We start from the raw sequence: 16319 nt of genomic DNA on the forward strand, positions 1-16319 counted from the left end.
TCCGACTTCATCTCGATAGATCGGGATTACGCCGTGACTGGCAACCTCAGGATGACATTGTTTATGTATTATAGATTTTTTATCTTCTCGATTATATCAGTTGTTGATTTACCTTCAACAAATTGGAGACTTTTTACTTCACCACCACGATCAAGCACAATATCACTTCCGACAATATCATCAATAGCCCAATCTCCACCTTTCACAAGTACATCAGGTTTGATAATGCTAATGAGTTCGTACGGTGTGTCCTCATCAAAAATACAAACATAATCGACCGATTTGAGATTATCAAGAACGACAGCTCGATCCTGCTCATAATTAATGGGACGGTCAACACCTTTTAGTCTTCTAACCGAATCATCACTATTGAGCCCAACAATGAGTATGTCACCGCATTCTTTTGCGAGCTTCAGATATTCAATATGACCTCTGTGAATGAGGTCGAAACATCCATTGGTAAAAACGATCTTTTTATCTGATAGATGTAAATTTTGTGCAATATCTGCTATTTCTTCTCTTGTTGCGATCATGATGCATTCCATTCTTTGAATGAGTGAATGATTTCTTCGGGAGATGCAGTTGCTGCTCCAACTTTTCCACACACAACACCAGCTGCATGGTTTGCGATGATGGATGCGGTTTTGACGTCGCACCCCGCGCTTATTGCAAGCATGAGTGTGCTGATCACTGTATCACCGGCACCGGATACATCATAGACTTCTTGAGAAAAGGTCGGTATCTGCCAGTCGTGCTTTTTGTCATCATAAATGAACATCCCCTTGGAGCCGAGAGTTATAACAATATACGAGCAATTCAGTCGATCCATAAGCTCTTGAGCTGCATGTTTCAGATCTTCGTTTGATCTTATGGAGATCTGGAGATTCTTTTCAGCTTCATTTCTATTAGGTTTGAAAAGTGTAACATTTTTATAATCGAAGAAATTTTTTGCCTTGGGATCAACTCCGACAAATGTATCATGCTTCTGTGCGAGAGAAGTAAAAAGATGAATGAGTTCCTTTGTGAGTAATCCTTTATTGTAATCCTGCATAATGATGCCATCGACCTTTGGGACAGTCTTTTCTGCGAATGTCTTTATCTGCTCAAATACAGAGCCGTCGATCTCATCATCCTTTTCAAAATCGATACGAACAAGCTGCTGGTTTCGAGCGATTACACGTGTTTTTTGTGTAGTAGGATGACCTTTGCGCATGATGATACCATCATCTGAGATGCCATTTTTCTGGAAGATTTTCCTTAATCTCTTTCCGCTTTCGTCATCACCAACAGTACCTAAAATTATAGGAATTGCTCCCAGTGCTTTGATGTTTTGAGCCACATTTGCAGCACCGCCCGGTCCGAACTTTTCTTTTTCTACTTTGACCACTTGAACCGGTGCTTCAGGTGAAATCCGATCAACATCTCCTATGATGTAATGGTCGAGCATAAGATCGCCGATAACGAGTATCTTTTTTGAACGTATTTTTTTCAATATATCCGTAAGTTTTCGTCCATCTATTTGCATAGTACTCCTTAGAAACAATGACCGCAAAAAAACACGTAAATTCTAATATGTGAATATTTCATGAACAGATATTTTTGTCACTATTTATTCTTTAAGCTGATGGGGTAGTCCCCATCGAAACAGGCAAAGCAGAAATTTTTCCTGTCCTTCACCAAGCCTTGCAATTCAGCTACTGTCAGATATCTGAGCGAGTCTGCATGGAGATATTTTGCAATATCATCAACCGACTTCTGATTAGCGATCAGTTCTTCGTAGGTCGGAGTATCGATGCCATAATAGCAAGGATATTTAACCATGGGCGAACCAATACGGACATGCACTTCTTTTGCACCGTGCTTTCGAACCATTGAAACGATTTTTTTCAACGTTGTACCGCGCACAATTGAATCGTCGATCAAGGTTACTTTTTTTCCTTTAAGAAATCCTGGCAGGGGATTGAATTTTTGACTAACATTCTCATCACGGATCGTCTGTTCCGGTGCAATAAATGTCCGTCCTACATAGTGATTTCGAATCAGACCAAAGTTGAAATCCATGCCCAGTTTTTTTGCATATCCCAGAGCAATAAAGTTACTGGAGTCGGGCACAGGCATCACGACATCGGTTATGATATCTTCCTTCTCTGCAAGTTTTTCTCCAATGTGTTCTCGAAAAGAATATACTGTATGATCATATACAATGCTATCCGGACGGGAAAAATAGATCAGTTCGAATACACAATGTGCTTCATGTTCGTTGCTTCGGAACTGGTGCGGATCTTGCTTGATCGATTGCAATCCTTTTTTATCGATATGAATTATCTCAGCGGGAGAAACTTCCTTTACAAAGTTCATACCGATAATATCCAGGCAACAGGATTCTGAAGCGAGAACAAATGTTTTGTCATCTAACTCCCCAAGAATAAGGGGTCTATTCCCAAAGGGATCGCGAAAAGCGTAGAGTTCATCTTTAACCATCAAAATTGTTGAATAGGAACCCTCGAAATTTTCCATCACCCTTGTGATAGAATCAACAACTGATAATCCTTCCCGCTCATGATAATACGCAATATATTTGAGAATAAGTTCACCATCATTATCAGATTCGAAATAAACATCCTTTGATTCAAGTTGAGAACGGAGAGTTTTGTAATTGACTATGTCGCCGTTGCTTGCGAGTGCGAATTTTGGACCTGAAAGATTCCGCAAGATGTGAGGTTGAGCATTGCCGATATTTGATGATCCCTTTGTAGGGTATCGGACATGTCCCAATGCTATATGTGAATTCATTGACTTCAGTGTTACATCGTTGAATACTTCTTTTACAAGTCCCATCTTCTTCATGAGTTGTATCTTAAAGCCGTTATGGTAAGCAATTCCACAACTTTCCTGTCCGCGGTGTTGCTCAGCGAATAGCCCGAGAACAGCAAGTTGGGATGCGTTACTGCTTTTCGTATCCTTTTTATAAACGCCTATGATTCCGCACATGTGCTATTCTATTTTCTTTCTAAAAGATATTTTTGATTCTTTGCCGTTTCGAAGACGGGAAATGTTTTCTTTATGACGATATATGATCAATATAGCTGTACATATTGTTAAAATGAGTAAAGGAATTTCATTGAAATCCGGTATGTTCCGGACAACCTCCACAATGATGAACGATAGGGTCGCTGTAAGAGAGGCAAGAGAAACATATCTAAAAAGCGCTGCTACCATAAGAAACACGCCAACTGCAATAAGAGATGGGATCGGTAGAAGGTTCATATACACACCTGCGCCTGTTGCCATACCTTTTCCACCTCGGAATTTGAGGAAAACAGGGTAAATGTGCCCGATAATTGCAGCTAATCCTATTGCTACGATGACGATCTGATAGGTTTGCGGATTTGTATAATCAAGACACGGGTTAAATCCAAATATTGTATGTTCGCACGATTGAGAGAGTAATATCCTTCCGATCTCTACGGCAAAAAAACCTTTGAAGAAATCGAAGATAAGAGAAACAATACCCGGGATCACACCGAGGGTACGAAGTACATTTGTTGCGCCGATATTTTTGCTTCCATGTTCCCGGATGTCGATTTTTTTCAACAGCTTACCGAGAATGAAGCCACTCGGGATTGCTCCGAGGAAATAAGCGATGAGAAGAGATATGATGAGGATCACGTTTTATCCTTAAATTTTAATTTTATTGTTATTCCATCAAAACAAAATGCTGTCCTGAGTTGGTTATGTATGTACCGTTTATAGTTTTCTGTAACGAGTGTTCGATTATTAACAACAAAGAGGAACAAAGGGGGATCGGTCTCAACCTGAGATGCATAATAGAATTTGATGCGCTTATGAGATGGATGTTTTGGAGGATTCTGGCTGGTAATTCTTGTCAGGAACTCATTCATCTCGTGAGTAGAGATTCGTTTGTTTCTTTGTTGATTCACGTAGAGTATGAGATCCAATAACTTGTTGACACGCTGACCGGTTTTTGCAGAGATAAAGATCAACGGAGCATAATCGACAAAATTAAGAGTATATTTTATCTCATCCTCGTATTCTTTCGCAGTTTTATGATCTTTTTCTATGACATCCCATTTATTTACGACAAGAATGATTGCTTTAAGCTGAGATTGAGCATACTCAATGATCCGCTTGTCCTGTACCGATACTTCTTCTTGTGCATCAAGCAGAACAAGTACGATATCCGAATCCTCAATGCTTCTCAGGCTCCTGAGATTACTGAAATATTCGATACCGAAATTCACTTTGCTTTTTTTCCGTAATCCAGCAGTGTCTATGATCGTCATATCCTGGTCTTTGAACGCGAAGTGCAGATGCACAGAGTCACGGGTTGTACCAGGGATATCAGTGACAATAACAGCATTCTGTCCAATGATCTTATTTACTAATGATGACTTTCCGACATTCGGTTTACCCACAACTGCTATTTTTATTGTATCAGCATTTTGATCTTGATCAGCTCCACTTATAGAGGGGAGTTTGTTAACGATTTGGTCAAGCAATTCGATGAAATTTCTTCCATTGATCGCAGAGATGCCGATTGGTTCGCCAAATCCAAGATTCATGAACTCATAGAGTTCCATCTCCCGTTTGTCATTATCTACCTTATTCACAGTGAAGATCACTTTATCCTGAACAGGGAACAGCATTTTTGCGATTTGCTGATCGTAGTCAGCGATTCCGGTCGTACCATCAGCTACGAAAACGATCAGATCTGCTTCTTCTATAGCCAGTTCAGCTTGAGCTTTTATTGATTTTGTTATCGTATCTTTTGTGCGGGGAACAATACCTCCGGTATCAACAACAATAAAGGGGTAACCATTCCATTCTGTATGATAGTATTTTCGGTCACGTGTTACGCCTGCCTGCTCATCAACAATCGCAAGTTTCCTCTTCACCATCCGGTTAAAAATGGTTGATTTGCCCACATTTGGACGTCCAACAATTGCAACAATAGGGGTAGCCATACGTAATAAATTACACTGGGATTTTGGGAGAAAAGGTTGTCAAATAATTCGTGGAATGATCGTTGTTAATTTGGATTCGGTTAATGCAATATTATTGAAGGTTTGCAATACAATTATCACATTCATGTTTTGAACAGAATTGATAGTAGAGCTGGATCATGCCCTGCTGCATTAAAAGGTTGATCTTGAAGTTGATACCTTTTTGCAAAAGCGTCGAAATATAGCTTGTAATATAATGCTCTGAGAGTTTTGGTAACATGCAGTATACGTGTGAGATAACGTTCATAAGTTTGTCGTAAGTCAATGTTTGTGCATACACAAAAGAAATAGGCAGGATTATGTTTGCAAAGATATCTCTGCTTCGTCCATTTCCAATTGATGTATGTTCATCTTTATTGATTAATTTGATGAAATCTTGTTCAACCTGCCGGGCATCGACAGTTTGCCCATCTCCATAACTGAAAAGAGCAATAATAGGATTTATGAGTGTGCCCTGTTTGAGTGTTTCAAATAGGAAAGGAGCTATCTGCAAGAGCCGGTTGATCGGATGATTTTGTGGTCGGCATCTGAAGAAATTCCAATCATTCTCTTGGAGTTGCGTGAAAGAGCTGCTTTTCAGAAGCGAGCAAACTTTTTTGTATCTCTTGATAAGATCTTCATTGATATAATTAAAATTGTACTTGTTCAAATTCAGTCCGGAAGTATAAACAAGTATGCTAAAGACATCTTGTAAGTCGTGAATTTCATGCATGAAGGATTTCAATTTCTGGTAGGGGAGAAGCTTTGCAAGTTTCAAGAAAGGCATCTTGTTCTTACCGTATCCAAGCGCTTCGAGAATACCCTCAAATAGGATCTGGTTGAAATCTGAATTGTAGAGTTCTGCAGAGAACCGTTTGCATTTCTTTTGAAAACGATCTTTTCCAAATGCAGTCAAAATATCATGCAGTTCGTTTGGATCTTCAATTTTATTTATAAGCAAGCATTCGATTGTTTTTTGCTGAGAAGTATCGAAGGGCTTATGTCCGTATCGTTTCCAGAGTTTTTCGATCTGTTGATCGAGATTGTGCTGGAGTTCGAAAATTGGAATATGAGTTCCATTTTCAGAGATTGTAGAGATTGCATTCTGGTCATTGGAAAACACTACGTGGAGAATAACATTATTGTATCTGCTATCTTCATGATGATTATGAGCTTTCCAGTCATACTCATGTCTGTGTATTTCAATATCTCCCTGTAGTTTAGTGTCGTTTAAAAGTATGATGCTATTCACAAAATCAGGTCCCGCATCAGTATTCCATTTTCCTTGGAACAATATTTTTAACTTCTCACCTGATTCTGTATTGATTGAATCTTTGAGATGCTGTTCATCCCAGATATGGTAAAGAAAATTTTCCGCAATATATTCTTTCATCTGTCCCTCGAATTCATGAAAACACAAAAAAAATATAATAATTTTTGTCAATTTATTTACATTGATAATTATTTTTTCATATAAAATTTGACACAAGATTTGTAATGCACAAATTAGTCGCTAATTACAGAAAAAAATCCATCCATGGAGGCACCATGACCAAGGCTGATTTAATTCAGGCAATTTCCCAGGAAACTGGAATAATCTTAAAAGATACGAAAATTATAGTTGATGCACTCTTGGATAATATTAAAGTTAGTATGATCAATGGAGAGCACATTGAACTTAGAGGATTTGGAACCTTCAAAAATAAGGTTCGCAAATCGCGTATCGCACGTAATCCTAATACCAAGGATCTTGTTCACCTTCCAGAGCGAGTTGTCCCCACCTTTAAGTTTTCAAAATTCTTTATTGATGAGGTAATGAAGAACAATTAATCTTTTCGGAGTTGAAATGCCCTGCGGGAAAAAAAGAAAAAAAGCTAAAATCAATAAACACAAACGTAAAAAGAGACTAAAAAAGAATCGTCATAAAAAGAAATAATGGTGCTTTGCTCGGTTTAATAGCACACATATAAAAAATGGAGTACCTTATATGTACAAGATCCTCGCAAAACTCAGTGCTATTGTTGCGGCTATATTATTAATTCTTGGTGTTGTCGACAAGATCTTTTTTCCACATAGTAATATTCTTTTGCAGCATGAAAACTATTTTCTTGCTGCAAATCCCTTTATTCTATTTGGAATATTCTTCCTCATTGCGTCGTATGTGAAGTCTCATAAAAAAGAATAGTAATATAACATTCACTGGTAAAATAATGGTCGGGATGGCCGGATTTGAACCGGCGACTTCTTCGTCCCGAACGAAGCGCGCTACCGGGCTGCGCTACATCCCGACAGGGAATCAAAACCTTTTCCATAGAATCGTCTGTCAAGAAAAAGTGGGACCGACTGATCAATACTTTTAATTGACAAATGTATGTGCAAAGGTATTATTTATTGTAAAAATTCAGGTTTTATGTATATATGACAGAGAAAATTCTCAAAGAACAGAACAATATATTACCAATCATTCCTACGCGAAATATTGTAATTTTTCCTCAAATGATTGTTCCGCTTGTTATCGGTAGAACGCACTCGATAAAGGCAACGGAAGAAGCTTATGGAAAAAACAAGATAATCTTCTGTGTTGCGCAAAAAAAAGCAGATACACAGGATCCACAGCAAGATGATATGTACGAGATGGGAGTAGTATGTCAGATATTGCAAATCTTGAAAATGCCCGATGCTACAATCAGGATTCTTGTCGAGGGACTGCAGAGAGCACGAATTGAAGAACTCTACTTTACTGATGACTATACAAGTGCTAAACTAGATCTTATTCCAAAAGAAATCCTGAGGGAAACCCCTGAGAATCTTGCCCTTTTGCAAACCTTGGAACATGATTTCAAAGAGTATGGTAATCTAAGTAGGAATTTTTCAGATGATGTTCTTATCACTTATGAAAATCTGAAGTCAATGGATGATAAAGTAGACTTTATGGCATCCAATATCGAGCTGGATATTGACATTAAACAGAAACTGCTGGAAACGAAGCTGATGGAGAGGATCTTCGATCTTATCGAGCATATTTCAAAAGAACTCGAAATATTGAAAATACGAAAAAAGATAGCTGGTGAGGTGCGGAGTAAACTTACAAAAAGCCAGAAAGAATACTTCCTTAATCAGGAACTCCAGGCGATCCAAAAAGAACTTGGTTTTTCTGATGACCAAAATGTTGAAGTCAAAGAGCTTGAAAAGAAGATAAAAAAGCTGAAACTCAGCGAAGAAGCACTTGAAAAGGCTGAATATGAACTCAGTAAATTACGCAGAACAAATCCAATATCTCCCGAATATTCTGTTTCTCTTAACTATCTAAACTGGCTTACTGATCTACCCTGGAACAATCAAAAAAAGGGACGATTCGACCTTTCTGAAACTGAGCGAATCCTGGACGAAGATCATTATGGTCTTAGTAAGATAAAAGAACGTATTGTTGAATATCTTGCAGTGCTGAAGATGGTTAAAAAGGTCAAAGGGCAGATACTATGCTTTGTTGGACCTCCCGGAGTAGGGAAAACATCACTTGGTCAGTCTATTGCTCGTTCCCTCAACCGAAAATTCGTTCGTCTTTCTCTCGGTGGCGTACGCGATGAAGCTGAAATTCGCGGTCACAGGAAGACATATATTGGTGCAATGCCGGGGATTATCATTCAAGCGATGAAACGAGTCGGGATAAAAAATCCTGTTATTATGCTGGATGAAGTTGATAAGATGAGCATGGACTTTCGTGGTGATCCATCTGCTGCCCTTCTCGAAGTACTTGATCCCGAACAAAATTTCGAATTCCACGACCATTATCTCGAAGTCGGATACGATCTTTCGCAGGTACTCTTTATCACAACAGCCAATAATCTGTTTTCAATCCCACCTGCTCTCCAGGATAGGATGGAGATCATTACCCTACCCGGTTATACTGAGATTGAAAAATGCAAAATAGCGGAAGGATTTCTCCTAAAAAAGCAACTTGATAAGCATGGATTTAATAATAAAATTAAAGTTGAATTTTCTGAAAATGCATTTCTCAAAATCATCCGTAATTACACACGGGAAGCTGGTGTACGAAATCTTGAAAGAAACATCTCATCCGTTTTGAGGAAGATCGTTCGTGAATATCTTAAGGATAAGAAGAAAAATTCATACAAAATATCTGAGAACAGTATCAAGAAGTATCTCGGTATCGAGAAGTATCTTTATTCGGATGTTAAGAAAGAGGATAATGTTGGTGTTGCAAATGGACTTGCATGGACATCTGTTGGAGGTGTTCTTCTTCAGGTTGAAGTAGTCGTTCTTGAAGGTAAGGGAAATCTTGTCCTGACAGGAAAACTCGGCGATGTAATGAAGGAAAGTGCAAATGCAGCGTTAAGCTATACCCGTGCTCGATATGCTGAATTCGGTATTAAAAAAGATTTTTATAAGAGCAAAGATATTCATATCCATGTTCCCGAAGGAGCGATTCCCAAAGATGGACCTTCTGCAGGAATTACAATAGCCACAGCGATTATATCAGCGCTGTCCAAAAGAAAAGTTCGCGTGGATCATGCAATGACAGGAGAAATAACCCTTATGGGCGATGTTCTTCCCATAGGTGGATTAGAAGAGAAACTCGTTGCTGCGCAGAGAGCCAAGATCAAAAATATAATCATTCCAAAAAGAAATTTTAGAGAGTTGACCGAAATACCACAACAGATAAAAAAGGGGCTTAATATTATCGCAGTTGAGACAATGGATGAGGTGCTTTCTCATGCATTGCATGAAAAAGTTGAGGTCGTATAAATGTATTTTGAAATAACGTCCAGAACACCACTTGATGGACATTCTGAAGAGATGATCTTAAAAATCGATAAAAACAATCTTCAATTACTCGGATATATTCTGGAAACAGTTGAAGGCATGTGTCATTATACTACCATCGATAAGGATGAGAACTTACTCAAAATCGTATACACACTTGACTTCAAAAACGATATAGACAATATTCTCATCTCATTTCAAGAGTATCAGGAATAGAACTTTTATCATCATTCATGAACATCGAACACCAGATTGATCTTTTGCTGAAAGGGAATTTCCGAGCCGCAGCGAAACTAATAACCAATATAGAAAACCAGGAACAAGTACAGGAGATTCTGTCAAAGATATATCCTCATAAAAAAGAAAGTTATGTCATTGGTATTACAGGTGCACCCGGTGTTGGGAAAAGCACGATTACAGACCGGCTTATTGAGAAATTCAGACATGATGGAAAAAAAGTTGGTGTTGTCGCCATTGATCCAACAAGCCCGTTCTCCGGAGGTGCAATTCTTGGCGACAGGATTAGATTACAAAAGCACGCAACTGATAAAAATGTTTTTATACGCAGTATGGGATCTCGAGGTCATCTGGGAGGACTGGCTCCTGCAACCAATAATGTTGTGACAATACTATCTGTTCTTGGATGTGATTATATTATTATTGAAACTGTAGGAGTGGGACAATCCGAAGTTGAGATAGTAAAATATGCAGATACGGTATTACTGGTTCTAACACCCGGTTCTGGGGATAGCGTACAAGTCATGAAAGCTGGGATTATGGAGATCGGCGACATATTCGTAATTAATAAGTGCGACAGACAGGGAAGTAATAAGATCGAATCGGAGTTACGAATGCTCCAACAGATCGGAGATAATAAAACTTCAGAAAAGCCCATTGTAAAAATCGTCGCCCCTAAAAATATTGGCATTGAGGAATTGTATCACGCTATTCTCGATCATCAAGAAATCCAGAAGAAAAATCGTTCGCTGACCATCCGGCGTCGTGAACGTATCAAGAATGAGATCATGAATAATCTTCATCAATCAATCCTTTCTCACATACAAAATAATATTGTTACAGATAATGAAATTGAACTACTCATCAACAATGTGTTTGACAATAAATTAGATCCCCTGACAATTTCACTTTCTCTCATCGAGAAATCCAAAAATAATGACCCTGTGGAGTGACCATGAAACTCTGTATCTTTGAAGATAGTGCATGGGATCAGTTTCTCCCGCTCACGTATACAAGAGCTTCTTTTGATCTGAAATCCGGGATACTCAAACTTAGACAGAAAATCTCTTATTTCTATCCTGATGCTAAAAAATATTTCATTGTCCGCCAGGAATTAAAAGAACTTTATCAAGAACGATACAATTATGCAATAAACGAGCTTGAAAAAGGAACATATCTCTTCATTAATGGTCGATTGCTTTTTAATGAAAATATATTAAAAGGGATTAGTACGCTTGAAGTCGGATCCAGTCTTTTTAATGAAGGTGTATGTATAGCTGCCCGGATCGACATCAAAGAGAAGAAAGTCATCTCAACTGAACAATTGACTGTATTATTTTCCGATATCAACAAAATCCAAACTGAGATACGCCCAATCGATTATATATGTGAATTAGTTGCGATGAATGCATACCAAATCCAGCAGGACTATGCTAATTGTATCAAAAATAAAATTAACTACCATATCCAGGACGGTACGTTCCATGTTCTCAATGCCGAGGATATTTTTCTTTGCGAAAATGTGACAATTGAGCCCGGAGTGGTTCTCGATGCCACAAAAGGTCCGATTCTTGTGGATAATGATGCGCACATAATGGCGCAAGCTGTGATCAAAGGACCTGTCTATATTGGAAAAGGAAGCAAGGTCAAAGTAGGGGCAAAGATTTACGAGGGCACATCGGTAGGGAAAGTATGTAAGGTTGGAGGTGAGATAGAGGAGACGATCATTCAAGGTTATTCAAACAAGCAGCATGAAGGATTTCTCGGACACTCATATATCGGCGAGTGGGTCAATATCGGTGCAGATACAAATAACAGCGATCTCAAGAACAATTATGATCACGTAAAAACATTCTATTATCCTAAAAGAACGTTTATAAGTACAGAATCACAATTTTTTGGGGCTGTTTTTGCGGATCATACTAAAACCGGGATCAACACAACTTTTAATACAGGTATTGTAGTAGGTGTTGGATGCAATTTGTATTCATCGTTGTTATTCAGCGGTTTTATTCCATCATTCAGTATTGGAAGTGCAAACAAGATTGGTGAATATCATCTTAAAAAGATGCTCCAAACTGCCGAGATCGTCAAATCAAGACGCGGACTTATCCTGTCTGATGAAGAGAAAAAATTGCTTGAAAGTTGCTTTGAACGATCTGCACCTTTACGAAAAATATTTTTATAGGATTAAATATGAATGGACTTATTGAAGTAAAATTCAAATGTGACGAAAAGCGTTATTACGAAAATCCCCATGACATAGAAGTTAGAAAAGGGCAGTATGTGATCGTGGAAGCAGAAAAAGGTGCAGACCTTGGTTGTGTGGGCAACTATCCTCTAGATAGAGAAAAACTCGAACTACCCGATCATTATACAATACGAAAGATCATCCGCGAAGCAAGCGATGATGATATCGAAAAGATGAACCGCATCCATGAAAAAGAGGCAGATGCCCGAGAAAAATTCTTGAATGCACTTAAGGATCAGCCCTTTGAAATGGATCTGGTTGATGTCGAATACCAGTTTGATGGGAACAAGTTGACGTTTTATTTCATGGCTGAAACACGTGTTGATTTTCGAGATTTTCTCAAAGTACTTGCACGTATCTTCCGAACCAGAATAGAACTTCGTCAAATTAATGAACGGCAAGAGATCAAGCGGCTTGGCGGAATTGGACCATGTGGAAGAGAATTATGCTGTAAAAATCTTAACTTGAATTTTGACCGAGTTACCATACAAATGGCGAAAGACCAAAATGTAAGCGTTACATCCTCAAAGATGTGCGGATTATGTGGAAAATTGCTCTGCTGCCTTGCATATGAAGAAGAATTTTACAAAGAAGAAGCAGAGAAGTATCCTGAAATCGGTGAAGAGATAGAATTTAACAATAAGAAAATGACCGTTGAAAAGAACAATTTCTTAACACTCAGAATCGAGTTAAGAGATGAAAATGGCGTTCTCACGACAATTAGCTTTGATGATTATCTTGAAGATAAGATAAAGAAGAAAAAAACAAAATTTCAAGCAAAAATCACCCCTAAAAAAAATAAGAGACAAGATGATGAATAATATTAAATCGATTGCACTCGAACTCTGGCCTCTGGATGAAAATTCTCGATCCAGATGTAACGGAGCCCACGAGGTTTGTCTTCAATGTGCAGTATGCGGGTATAAGAACAACTCTTATTCCGTGGTGGATGAGTTGCCATCTCAGGAAGAACTTGCGGAGTATATTGATCATACCAATCTTAAACCTGATGCCACAAGCGTTGAAATTATCAGGTTATGCCAGGAAGCCCGAACTTATGATTTTGCATCAGTCTGCGTCAATCCATACAATGTCAAACTCGCTAAGAAAGAAATGGATAAACGAGTGGTATGTTCTGTCATTGGATTTCCGCTTGGAGCCAATCTTACCCACACAAAGCTTGAAGAAACACAGCTTGCACTGAAACAGGGTGCCACAGAATGCGATATGGTTCTGAATATTGCCGAACTAAAGGAGCAAGGTTATAATTACGTACTCACAGAGATCGAAAAGATCGCTGAACTCTGCCATGCAAACGGAGCAAGACTCAAAGTTATTCTTGAAACCTGCCTGCTTAATGAGCGTGATAAAATAATTGCATGCCTGATAGCTAAGAAAGCTGGAGCTGATTTTGTTAAGACTTCAACCGGCTTTTCCAAATCAGGTGCAACAGTCGATGATATTATGCTCATGCGTACCGTTGTGGGAGATTATATGGGCGTGAAAGCGTCAGGTGGGATTCGGGACACGGAAACAGCCCTGGAAATGATATCTGCTGGTGCAAACCGTATCGGAGCAAGCAGCAGTCTCTCTATTATCGGAGTGTAATTGAAGGTCATTCTCGCTGGCTATAATATTGATGTCACCCAGTTAACCTCAAAAGAAGGAAATTTCACTCCAGAGACGATCTCTGCTGCATATGCTCGAATAAGCAGATCGAAGAAATCGGTGGATGATCTTCGAACGGATGCAATCCTTGATGTAGAAAAATCCAGAAGATCAAATAAAAAAATTGTCTTTGAAATGGGACATAGTGCCATTGCAGAGCATGCAGTGTTTAACTTTGATATCATCGGTATTTCCCGCTATCTGACTGAATTTGTACAACGTACCAGGCTGGCTTCTTTTACCGAAAAATCGCAGCGATATGTTACACTTGATGGTGATTATATCATCCCCGAAGAGATACAACACGATAATGTCATAGTAACACAATACAACGATATGATCCAAGAACAAAACCAAACGTATCGTATCCTGTTTGAACAACTGAAAAATTACTTTGAACAGACATCATCGCTTCCTAAAAAAGAGCTTGAAGGCAGAGCTAAAGAGGATGCGCGATATGTACTTTCCATGGCAACGCAGACTCAGATGGGAATGACGCTTAACGCACGGAGCCTCGAACATCTTCTCAAACGCTTATATGCACTTAATCTATCTGAAGCAAAGAATCTTGCAGACAGTTTATATGAGAATGTCAAAGAAGTTACACCTTCTCTCATTCGCTACATCGAACCGTCTGATTTTGATATGGAAAAATATCGAACCGATGTTGCTGAGGGATCTCAGTCAAAAAACGATAAATGTATACTTCTATCCCACACACCTCAAGCGGATGAAACAATACTCGCCGGTTTGCTCTTTCGTTCCACAGGAAGAGACTATCAGGCAGTACTTGAGGATGTTAAAAGAATGACCACTCATGAAAAAGAGGAGATTCTTGATAGTCATCTGAATAATCTATCATGTCATGACTCTTTGCCGCGCGAATTTGAATTAGCTGATATGCTTTTTCAGGTAAATATTAGTTCATCATGTTTTGCTCAGCTCAAACGTCATAGGATCGCCACAATTATCTCAACAGATTATAGCCCGAGATTTGGTTATACGATGCCAAAGAGTATAGATAAGATAGTGCAAAAGGATCTGTTCATAAGAATTATGAATAGAACTGAACAGATGTATAAGATATTATCTGAAAGTTATCCTGAAATTCGGAATTACATCCTGACCAATGCCCATCATAAAACTGTTCTTTTTAAATGCAATATGCGCGAGTTATGTCATTTTTCCCGACTGCGTCAGGACAAACATGCGCAATGGGATATTCGCTACCTTGCAGATATAATTATAGAAGAAGCACGAGAAGTAGCTCCACTCACCACCCGTCTGATATGTGGGAAAGATCAGTTTCCAAAATTCAATGGAAATGTAGAAGAATAGCACACAGTTTCCCGCAGATCCACCAGTAGGCGGACAAGTTCAAGAAGATTAGCGCTGATAAAAAATGTAAAACAAGATTCCGACCTGTCTCGGCGGAGTAATGAAGCCAGATCTTGTTTAAGAGATTCTTGATAAAAAAGTATCGATTTATGTTATTAGATTATAATTATATTGACTAAATATTTCCGTTTTATTCAAAAAGAGGTAAGGTGAATTTTATGAAAACACGGGATAATCTTAAGGCTGTTTTTAAGCTTTCAGTAATTATTTTATCTTCAATTTTGATATTACTCCTATCTTCATGTATTTTTGACGAAAATGTTTATATCGATTTCTACGAGGATTGTTTATATATGATGAATTCAGATGGAAGTGGTTTATTAAAACTACTTGATGGATTTTCCTCATATGCACAGTTCGTCCCTAATAGACCATTAATATTATATCGAGGTAAAAACAATAACCTTTATACAATTGATTATAATGGTTCAAATATTAACAAAATAAGTGATACTCTGGAAGTAAAGCAGGAATTTCCTGCACTATCTTTAGATGGTTACAAGGTAGTATTTATCTCTGAAGATGATCTCTTTTATGTAAATATGGATGGTTCGAATCTAAAAAGACTTACATATACGAATAATGTATTTGAAAGACAACCATCCTTTGCACCTGATGGAAATGAAGTTATATATGATTCATGGAATAGCATAAAAGATTGTTATCACATATGTACAATTGATTTAACAAATTTGGGAAAAGACACTTTATTAACAAGTAATTATTTCCTAAATTGGCCACATTTCTCTTCAGATGGAGAAACAATTTATTTCACGAAGAGTGGAACTAATGAAGGTCTCTACTCAATGAACAATGATGGTTCGGATATCATAAAACTCATTTCAGAAATATCAGCAGGTTTTCCAATTGAAGTGTCAGTTAATAAATTATTAGGTGATTATATAAAAATCGGACCAAAGTGAATATTGATCAAAAAATGGAACAGATTATCTTTTCTATAATTATATCTAAACTCC

At 38.2% G+C, this 16319-nt stretch carries 16 protein-coding genes and 1 tRNA gene; 10 read left to right on the forward strand and 7 right to left on the reverse strand.

The features are described 5' to 3' along the window. Positions 1-68: 68 nt before the first annotated feature. From rfaE2 to JW794_08055, 6 genes are all read right to left on the reverse strand, one after another. Positions 69-533, reverse strand: coding sequence for a D-glycero-beta-D-manno-heptose 1-phosphate adenylyltransferase (gene rfaE2, locus JW794_08030; protein ID MBN2018058.1), 465 nt, complete (start codon positions 531-533; stop codon positions 69-71). Next, positions 530-1525 (reverse strand): D-glycero-beta-D-manno-heptose-7-phosphate kinase, encoded by a 996-nt coding sequence (gene rfaE1 / locus JW794_08035; GenBank protein ID MBN2018059.1) that lies wholly within the window; start codon positions 1523-1525, stop codon positions 530-532. Before rfaE1 ends, rfaE2 begins: the two co-directional genes overlap by 4 nt. 80 nt (positions 1526-1605) lie before the next feature. Then, entirely contained in the window at positions 1606-2991 is a 1386-nt protein-coding gene (gene purF, locus JW794_08040) for an amidophosphoribosyltransferase (protein MBN2018060.1), read from the reverse strand. A 3-nt stretch (positions 2992-2994) separates the two neighbouring features. Continuing rightward, positions 2995-3669 carry a glycerol-3-phosphate 1-O-acyltransferase PlsY gene (gene plsY, locus JW794_08045; GenBank protein MBN2018061.1) on the reverse strand — a complete coding sequence of 225 codons (675 nt, stop codon included), beginning with the start codon at positions 3667-3669 and terminating at the stop codon, positions 2995-2997. Continuing rightward, positions 3666-4985 carry a ribosome biogenesis GTPase Der gene (gene der / locus JW794_08050; GenBank protein ID MBN2018062.1) on the reverse strand — a complete coding sequence of 440 codons (1320 nt, stop codon included), beginning with the start codon at positions 4983-4985 and terminating at the stop codon, positions 3666-3668. Before der ends, plsY begins: the two co-directional genes overlap by 4 nt. Positions 4986-5076: 91 nt before the next feature. Next, positions 5077-6396 (reverse strand): DUF2851 family protein, encoded by a 1320-nt coding sequence (locus JW794_08055; protein ID MBN2018063.1) that lies wholly within the window; start codon positions 6394-6396, stop codon positions 5077-5079. 104 nt (positions 6397-6500) lie between these two features. On the opposite strand from JW794_08055, the gene JW794_08060 reads away from it, so the two are divergent. Both JW794_08060 and JW794_08065 read left to right on the forward strand, forming a co-directional pair. Continuing rightward, a complete protein-coding gene (locus JW794_08060) occupies positions 6501-6833 on the forward strand; it encodes an integration host factor subunit beta (protein MBN2018064.1) in 333 nt (110 codons plus the stop codon). A 157-nt stretch (positions 6834-6990) separates the two neighbouring features. Further along, positions 6991-7188 (forward strand): hypothetical protein, encoded by a 198-nt coding sequence (locus JW794_08065; protein MBN2018065.1) that lies wholly within the window; start codon positions 6991-6993, stop codon positions 7186-7188. A 26-nt stretch (positions 7189-7214) separates the two neighbouring features. Here the strand turns inward: JW794_08065 and JW794_08070 are convergent. Then, positions 7215-7291: transfer RNA gene (locus tag JW794_08070), tRNA-Pro, on the reverse strand. Between the two features lie 130 nt (positions 7292-7421). Here JW794_08070 and lon point away from each other — a divergent pair. From lon to JW794_08110, 8 genes are all read left to right on the forward strand, one after another. Further along, positions 7422-9770, forward strand: a complete 2349-nt coding sequence (gene lon, locus JW794_08075) for an endopeptidase La (GenBank protein ID MBN2018066.1) — start codon at positions 7422-7424, stop codon at positions 9768-9770. Then, positions 9771-10004 carry a DUF4911 domain-containing protein gene (locus tag JW794_08080; protein MBN2018067.1) on the forward strand — a complete coding sequence of 78 codons (234 nt, stop codon included), beginning with the start codon at positions 9771-9773 and terminating at the stop codon, positions 10002-10004. Between the two features lie 17 nt (positions 10005-10021). Then, positions 10022-10978, forward strand: a complete 957-nt coding sequence (gene meaB, locus JW794_08085; protein ID MBN2018068.1) for a methylmalonyl Co-A mutase-associated GTPase MeaB — start codon at positions 10022-10024, stop codon at positions 10976-10978. A gap of 2 nt (positions 10979-10980) precedes the next feature. Continuing rightward, positions 10981-12213 (forward strand): hypothetical protein, encoded by a 1233-nt coding sequence (locus tag JW794_08090; protein MBN2018069.1) that lies wholly within the window; start codon positions 10981-10983, stop codon positions 12211-12213. Positions 12214-12221: 8 nt separating this feature from the next. Then, positions 12222-13097, forward strand: a complete 876-nt coding sequence (locus tag JW794_08095) for a Tpl protein (protein MBN2018070.1) — start codon at positions 12222-12224, stop codon at positions 13095-13097. Next, positions 13090-13884 (forward strand): deoxyribose-phosphate aldolase, encoded by a 795-nt coding sequence (gene deoC / locus JW794_08100; protein ID MBN2018071.1) that lies wholly within the window; start codon positions 13090-13092, stop codon positions 13882-13884. Before JW794_08095 ends, deoC begins: the two co-directional genes overlap by 8 nt. Further along, positions 13885-15282: an FAD-dependent thymidylate synthase gene (gene thyX / locus JW794_08105; GenBank protein ID MBN2018072.1), complete on the forward strand. Its 1398-nt coding sequence runs from the start codon at positions 13885-13887 to the stop codon at positions 15280-15282. A gap of 218 nt (positions 15283-15500) precedes the next feature. Continuing rightward, on the forward strand, positions 15501-16265 hold the full coding sequence (locus tag JW794_08110) for a PD40 domain-containing protein (GenBank protein ID MBN2018073.1): 765 nt from the start codon (positions 15501-15503) through the stop codon (positions 16263-16265). Positions 16266-16319: the final 54 nt, after the last annotated feature.

The organism is Candidatus Cloacimonadota bacterium, assembly GCA_016932035.1.
Taxonomy (GTDB): Bacteria; Cloacimonadota; Cloacimonadia; order JGIOTU-2; family JGIOTU-2; genus Celaenobacter.

Excerpts from the sequence above, each read along its gene's own strand:
- rfaE2 (MBN2018058.1), bottom strand. The coding sequence starts at position 533 with ATGATCGCAACAAGAGAAGAAATAGCAGATATTGCACAAAATTTACAT.
- rfaE1 (MBN2018059.1), bottom strand. The coding sequence starts at position 1,525 with ATGCAAATAGATGGACGAAAACTTACGGATATATTGAAAAAAATACGT.
- purF (MBN2018060.1), bottom strand. The coding sequence starts at position 2,991 with ATGTGCGGAATCATAGGCGTTTATAAAAAGGATACGAAAAGCAGTAAC.
- der (MBN2018062.1), bottom strand. The coding sequence starts at position 4,985 with ATGGCTACCCCTATTGTTGCAATTGTTGGACGTCCAAATGTGGGCAAA.
- JW794_08055 (MBN2018063.1), bottom strand. The coding sequence starts at position 6,396 with ATGAAAGAATATATTGCGGAAAATTTTCTTTACCATATCTGGGATGAA.
- JW794_08060 (MBN2018064.1), top strand. The coding sequence starts at position 6,501 with ATGCACAAATTAGTCGCTAATTACAGAAAAAAATCCATCCATGGAGGC.
- JW794_08065 (MBN2018065.1), top strand. The coding sequence starts at position 6,991 with ATGTACAAGATCCTCGCAAAACTCAGTGCTATTGTTGCGGCTATATTA.
- lon (MBN2018066.1), top strand. The coding sequence starts at position 7,422 with ATGACAGAGAAAATTCTCAAAGAACAGAACAATATATTACCAATCATT.
- JW794_08080 (MBN2018067.1), top strand. The coding sequence starts at position 9,771 with ATGTATTTTGAAATAACGTCCAGAACACCACTTGATGGACATTCTGAA.
- meaB (MBN2018068.1), top strand. The coding sequence starts at position 10,022 with ATGAACATCGAACACCAGATTGATCTTTTGCTGAAAGGGAATTTCCGA.
- JW794_08090 (MBN2018069.1), top strand. The coding sequence starts at position 10,981 with ATGAAACTCTGTATCTTTGAAGATAGTGCATGGGATCAGTTTCTCCCG.
- JW794_08095 (MBN2018070.1), top strand. The coding sequence starts at position 12,222 with ATGAATGGACTTATTGAAGTAAAATTCAAATGTGACGAAAAGCGTTAT.
- deoC (MBN2018071.1), top strand. The coding sequence starts at position 13,090 with ATGAATAATATTAAATCGATTGCACTCGAACTCTGGCCTCTGGATGAA.
- JW794_08110 (MBN2018073.1), top strand. The coding sequence starts at position 15,501 with ATGAAAACACGGGATAATCTTAAGGCTGTTTTTAAGCTTTCAGTAATT.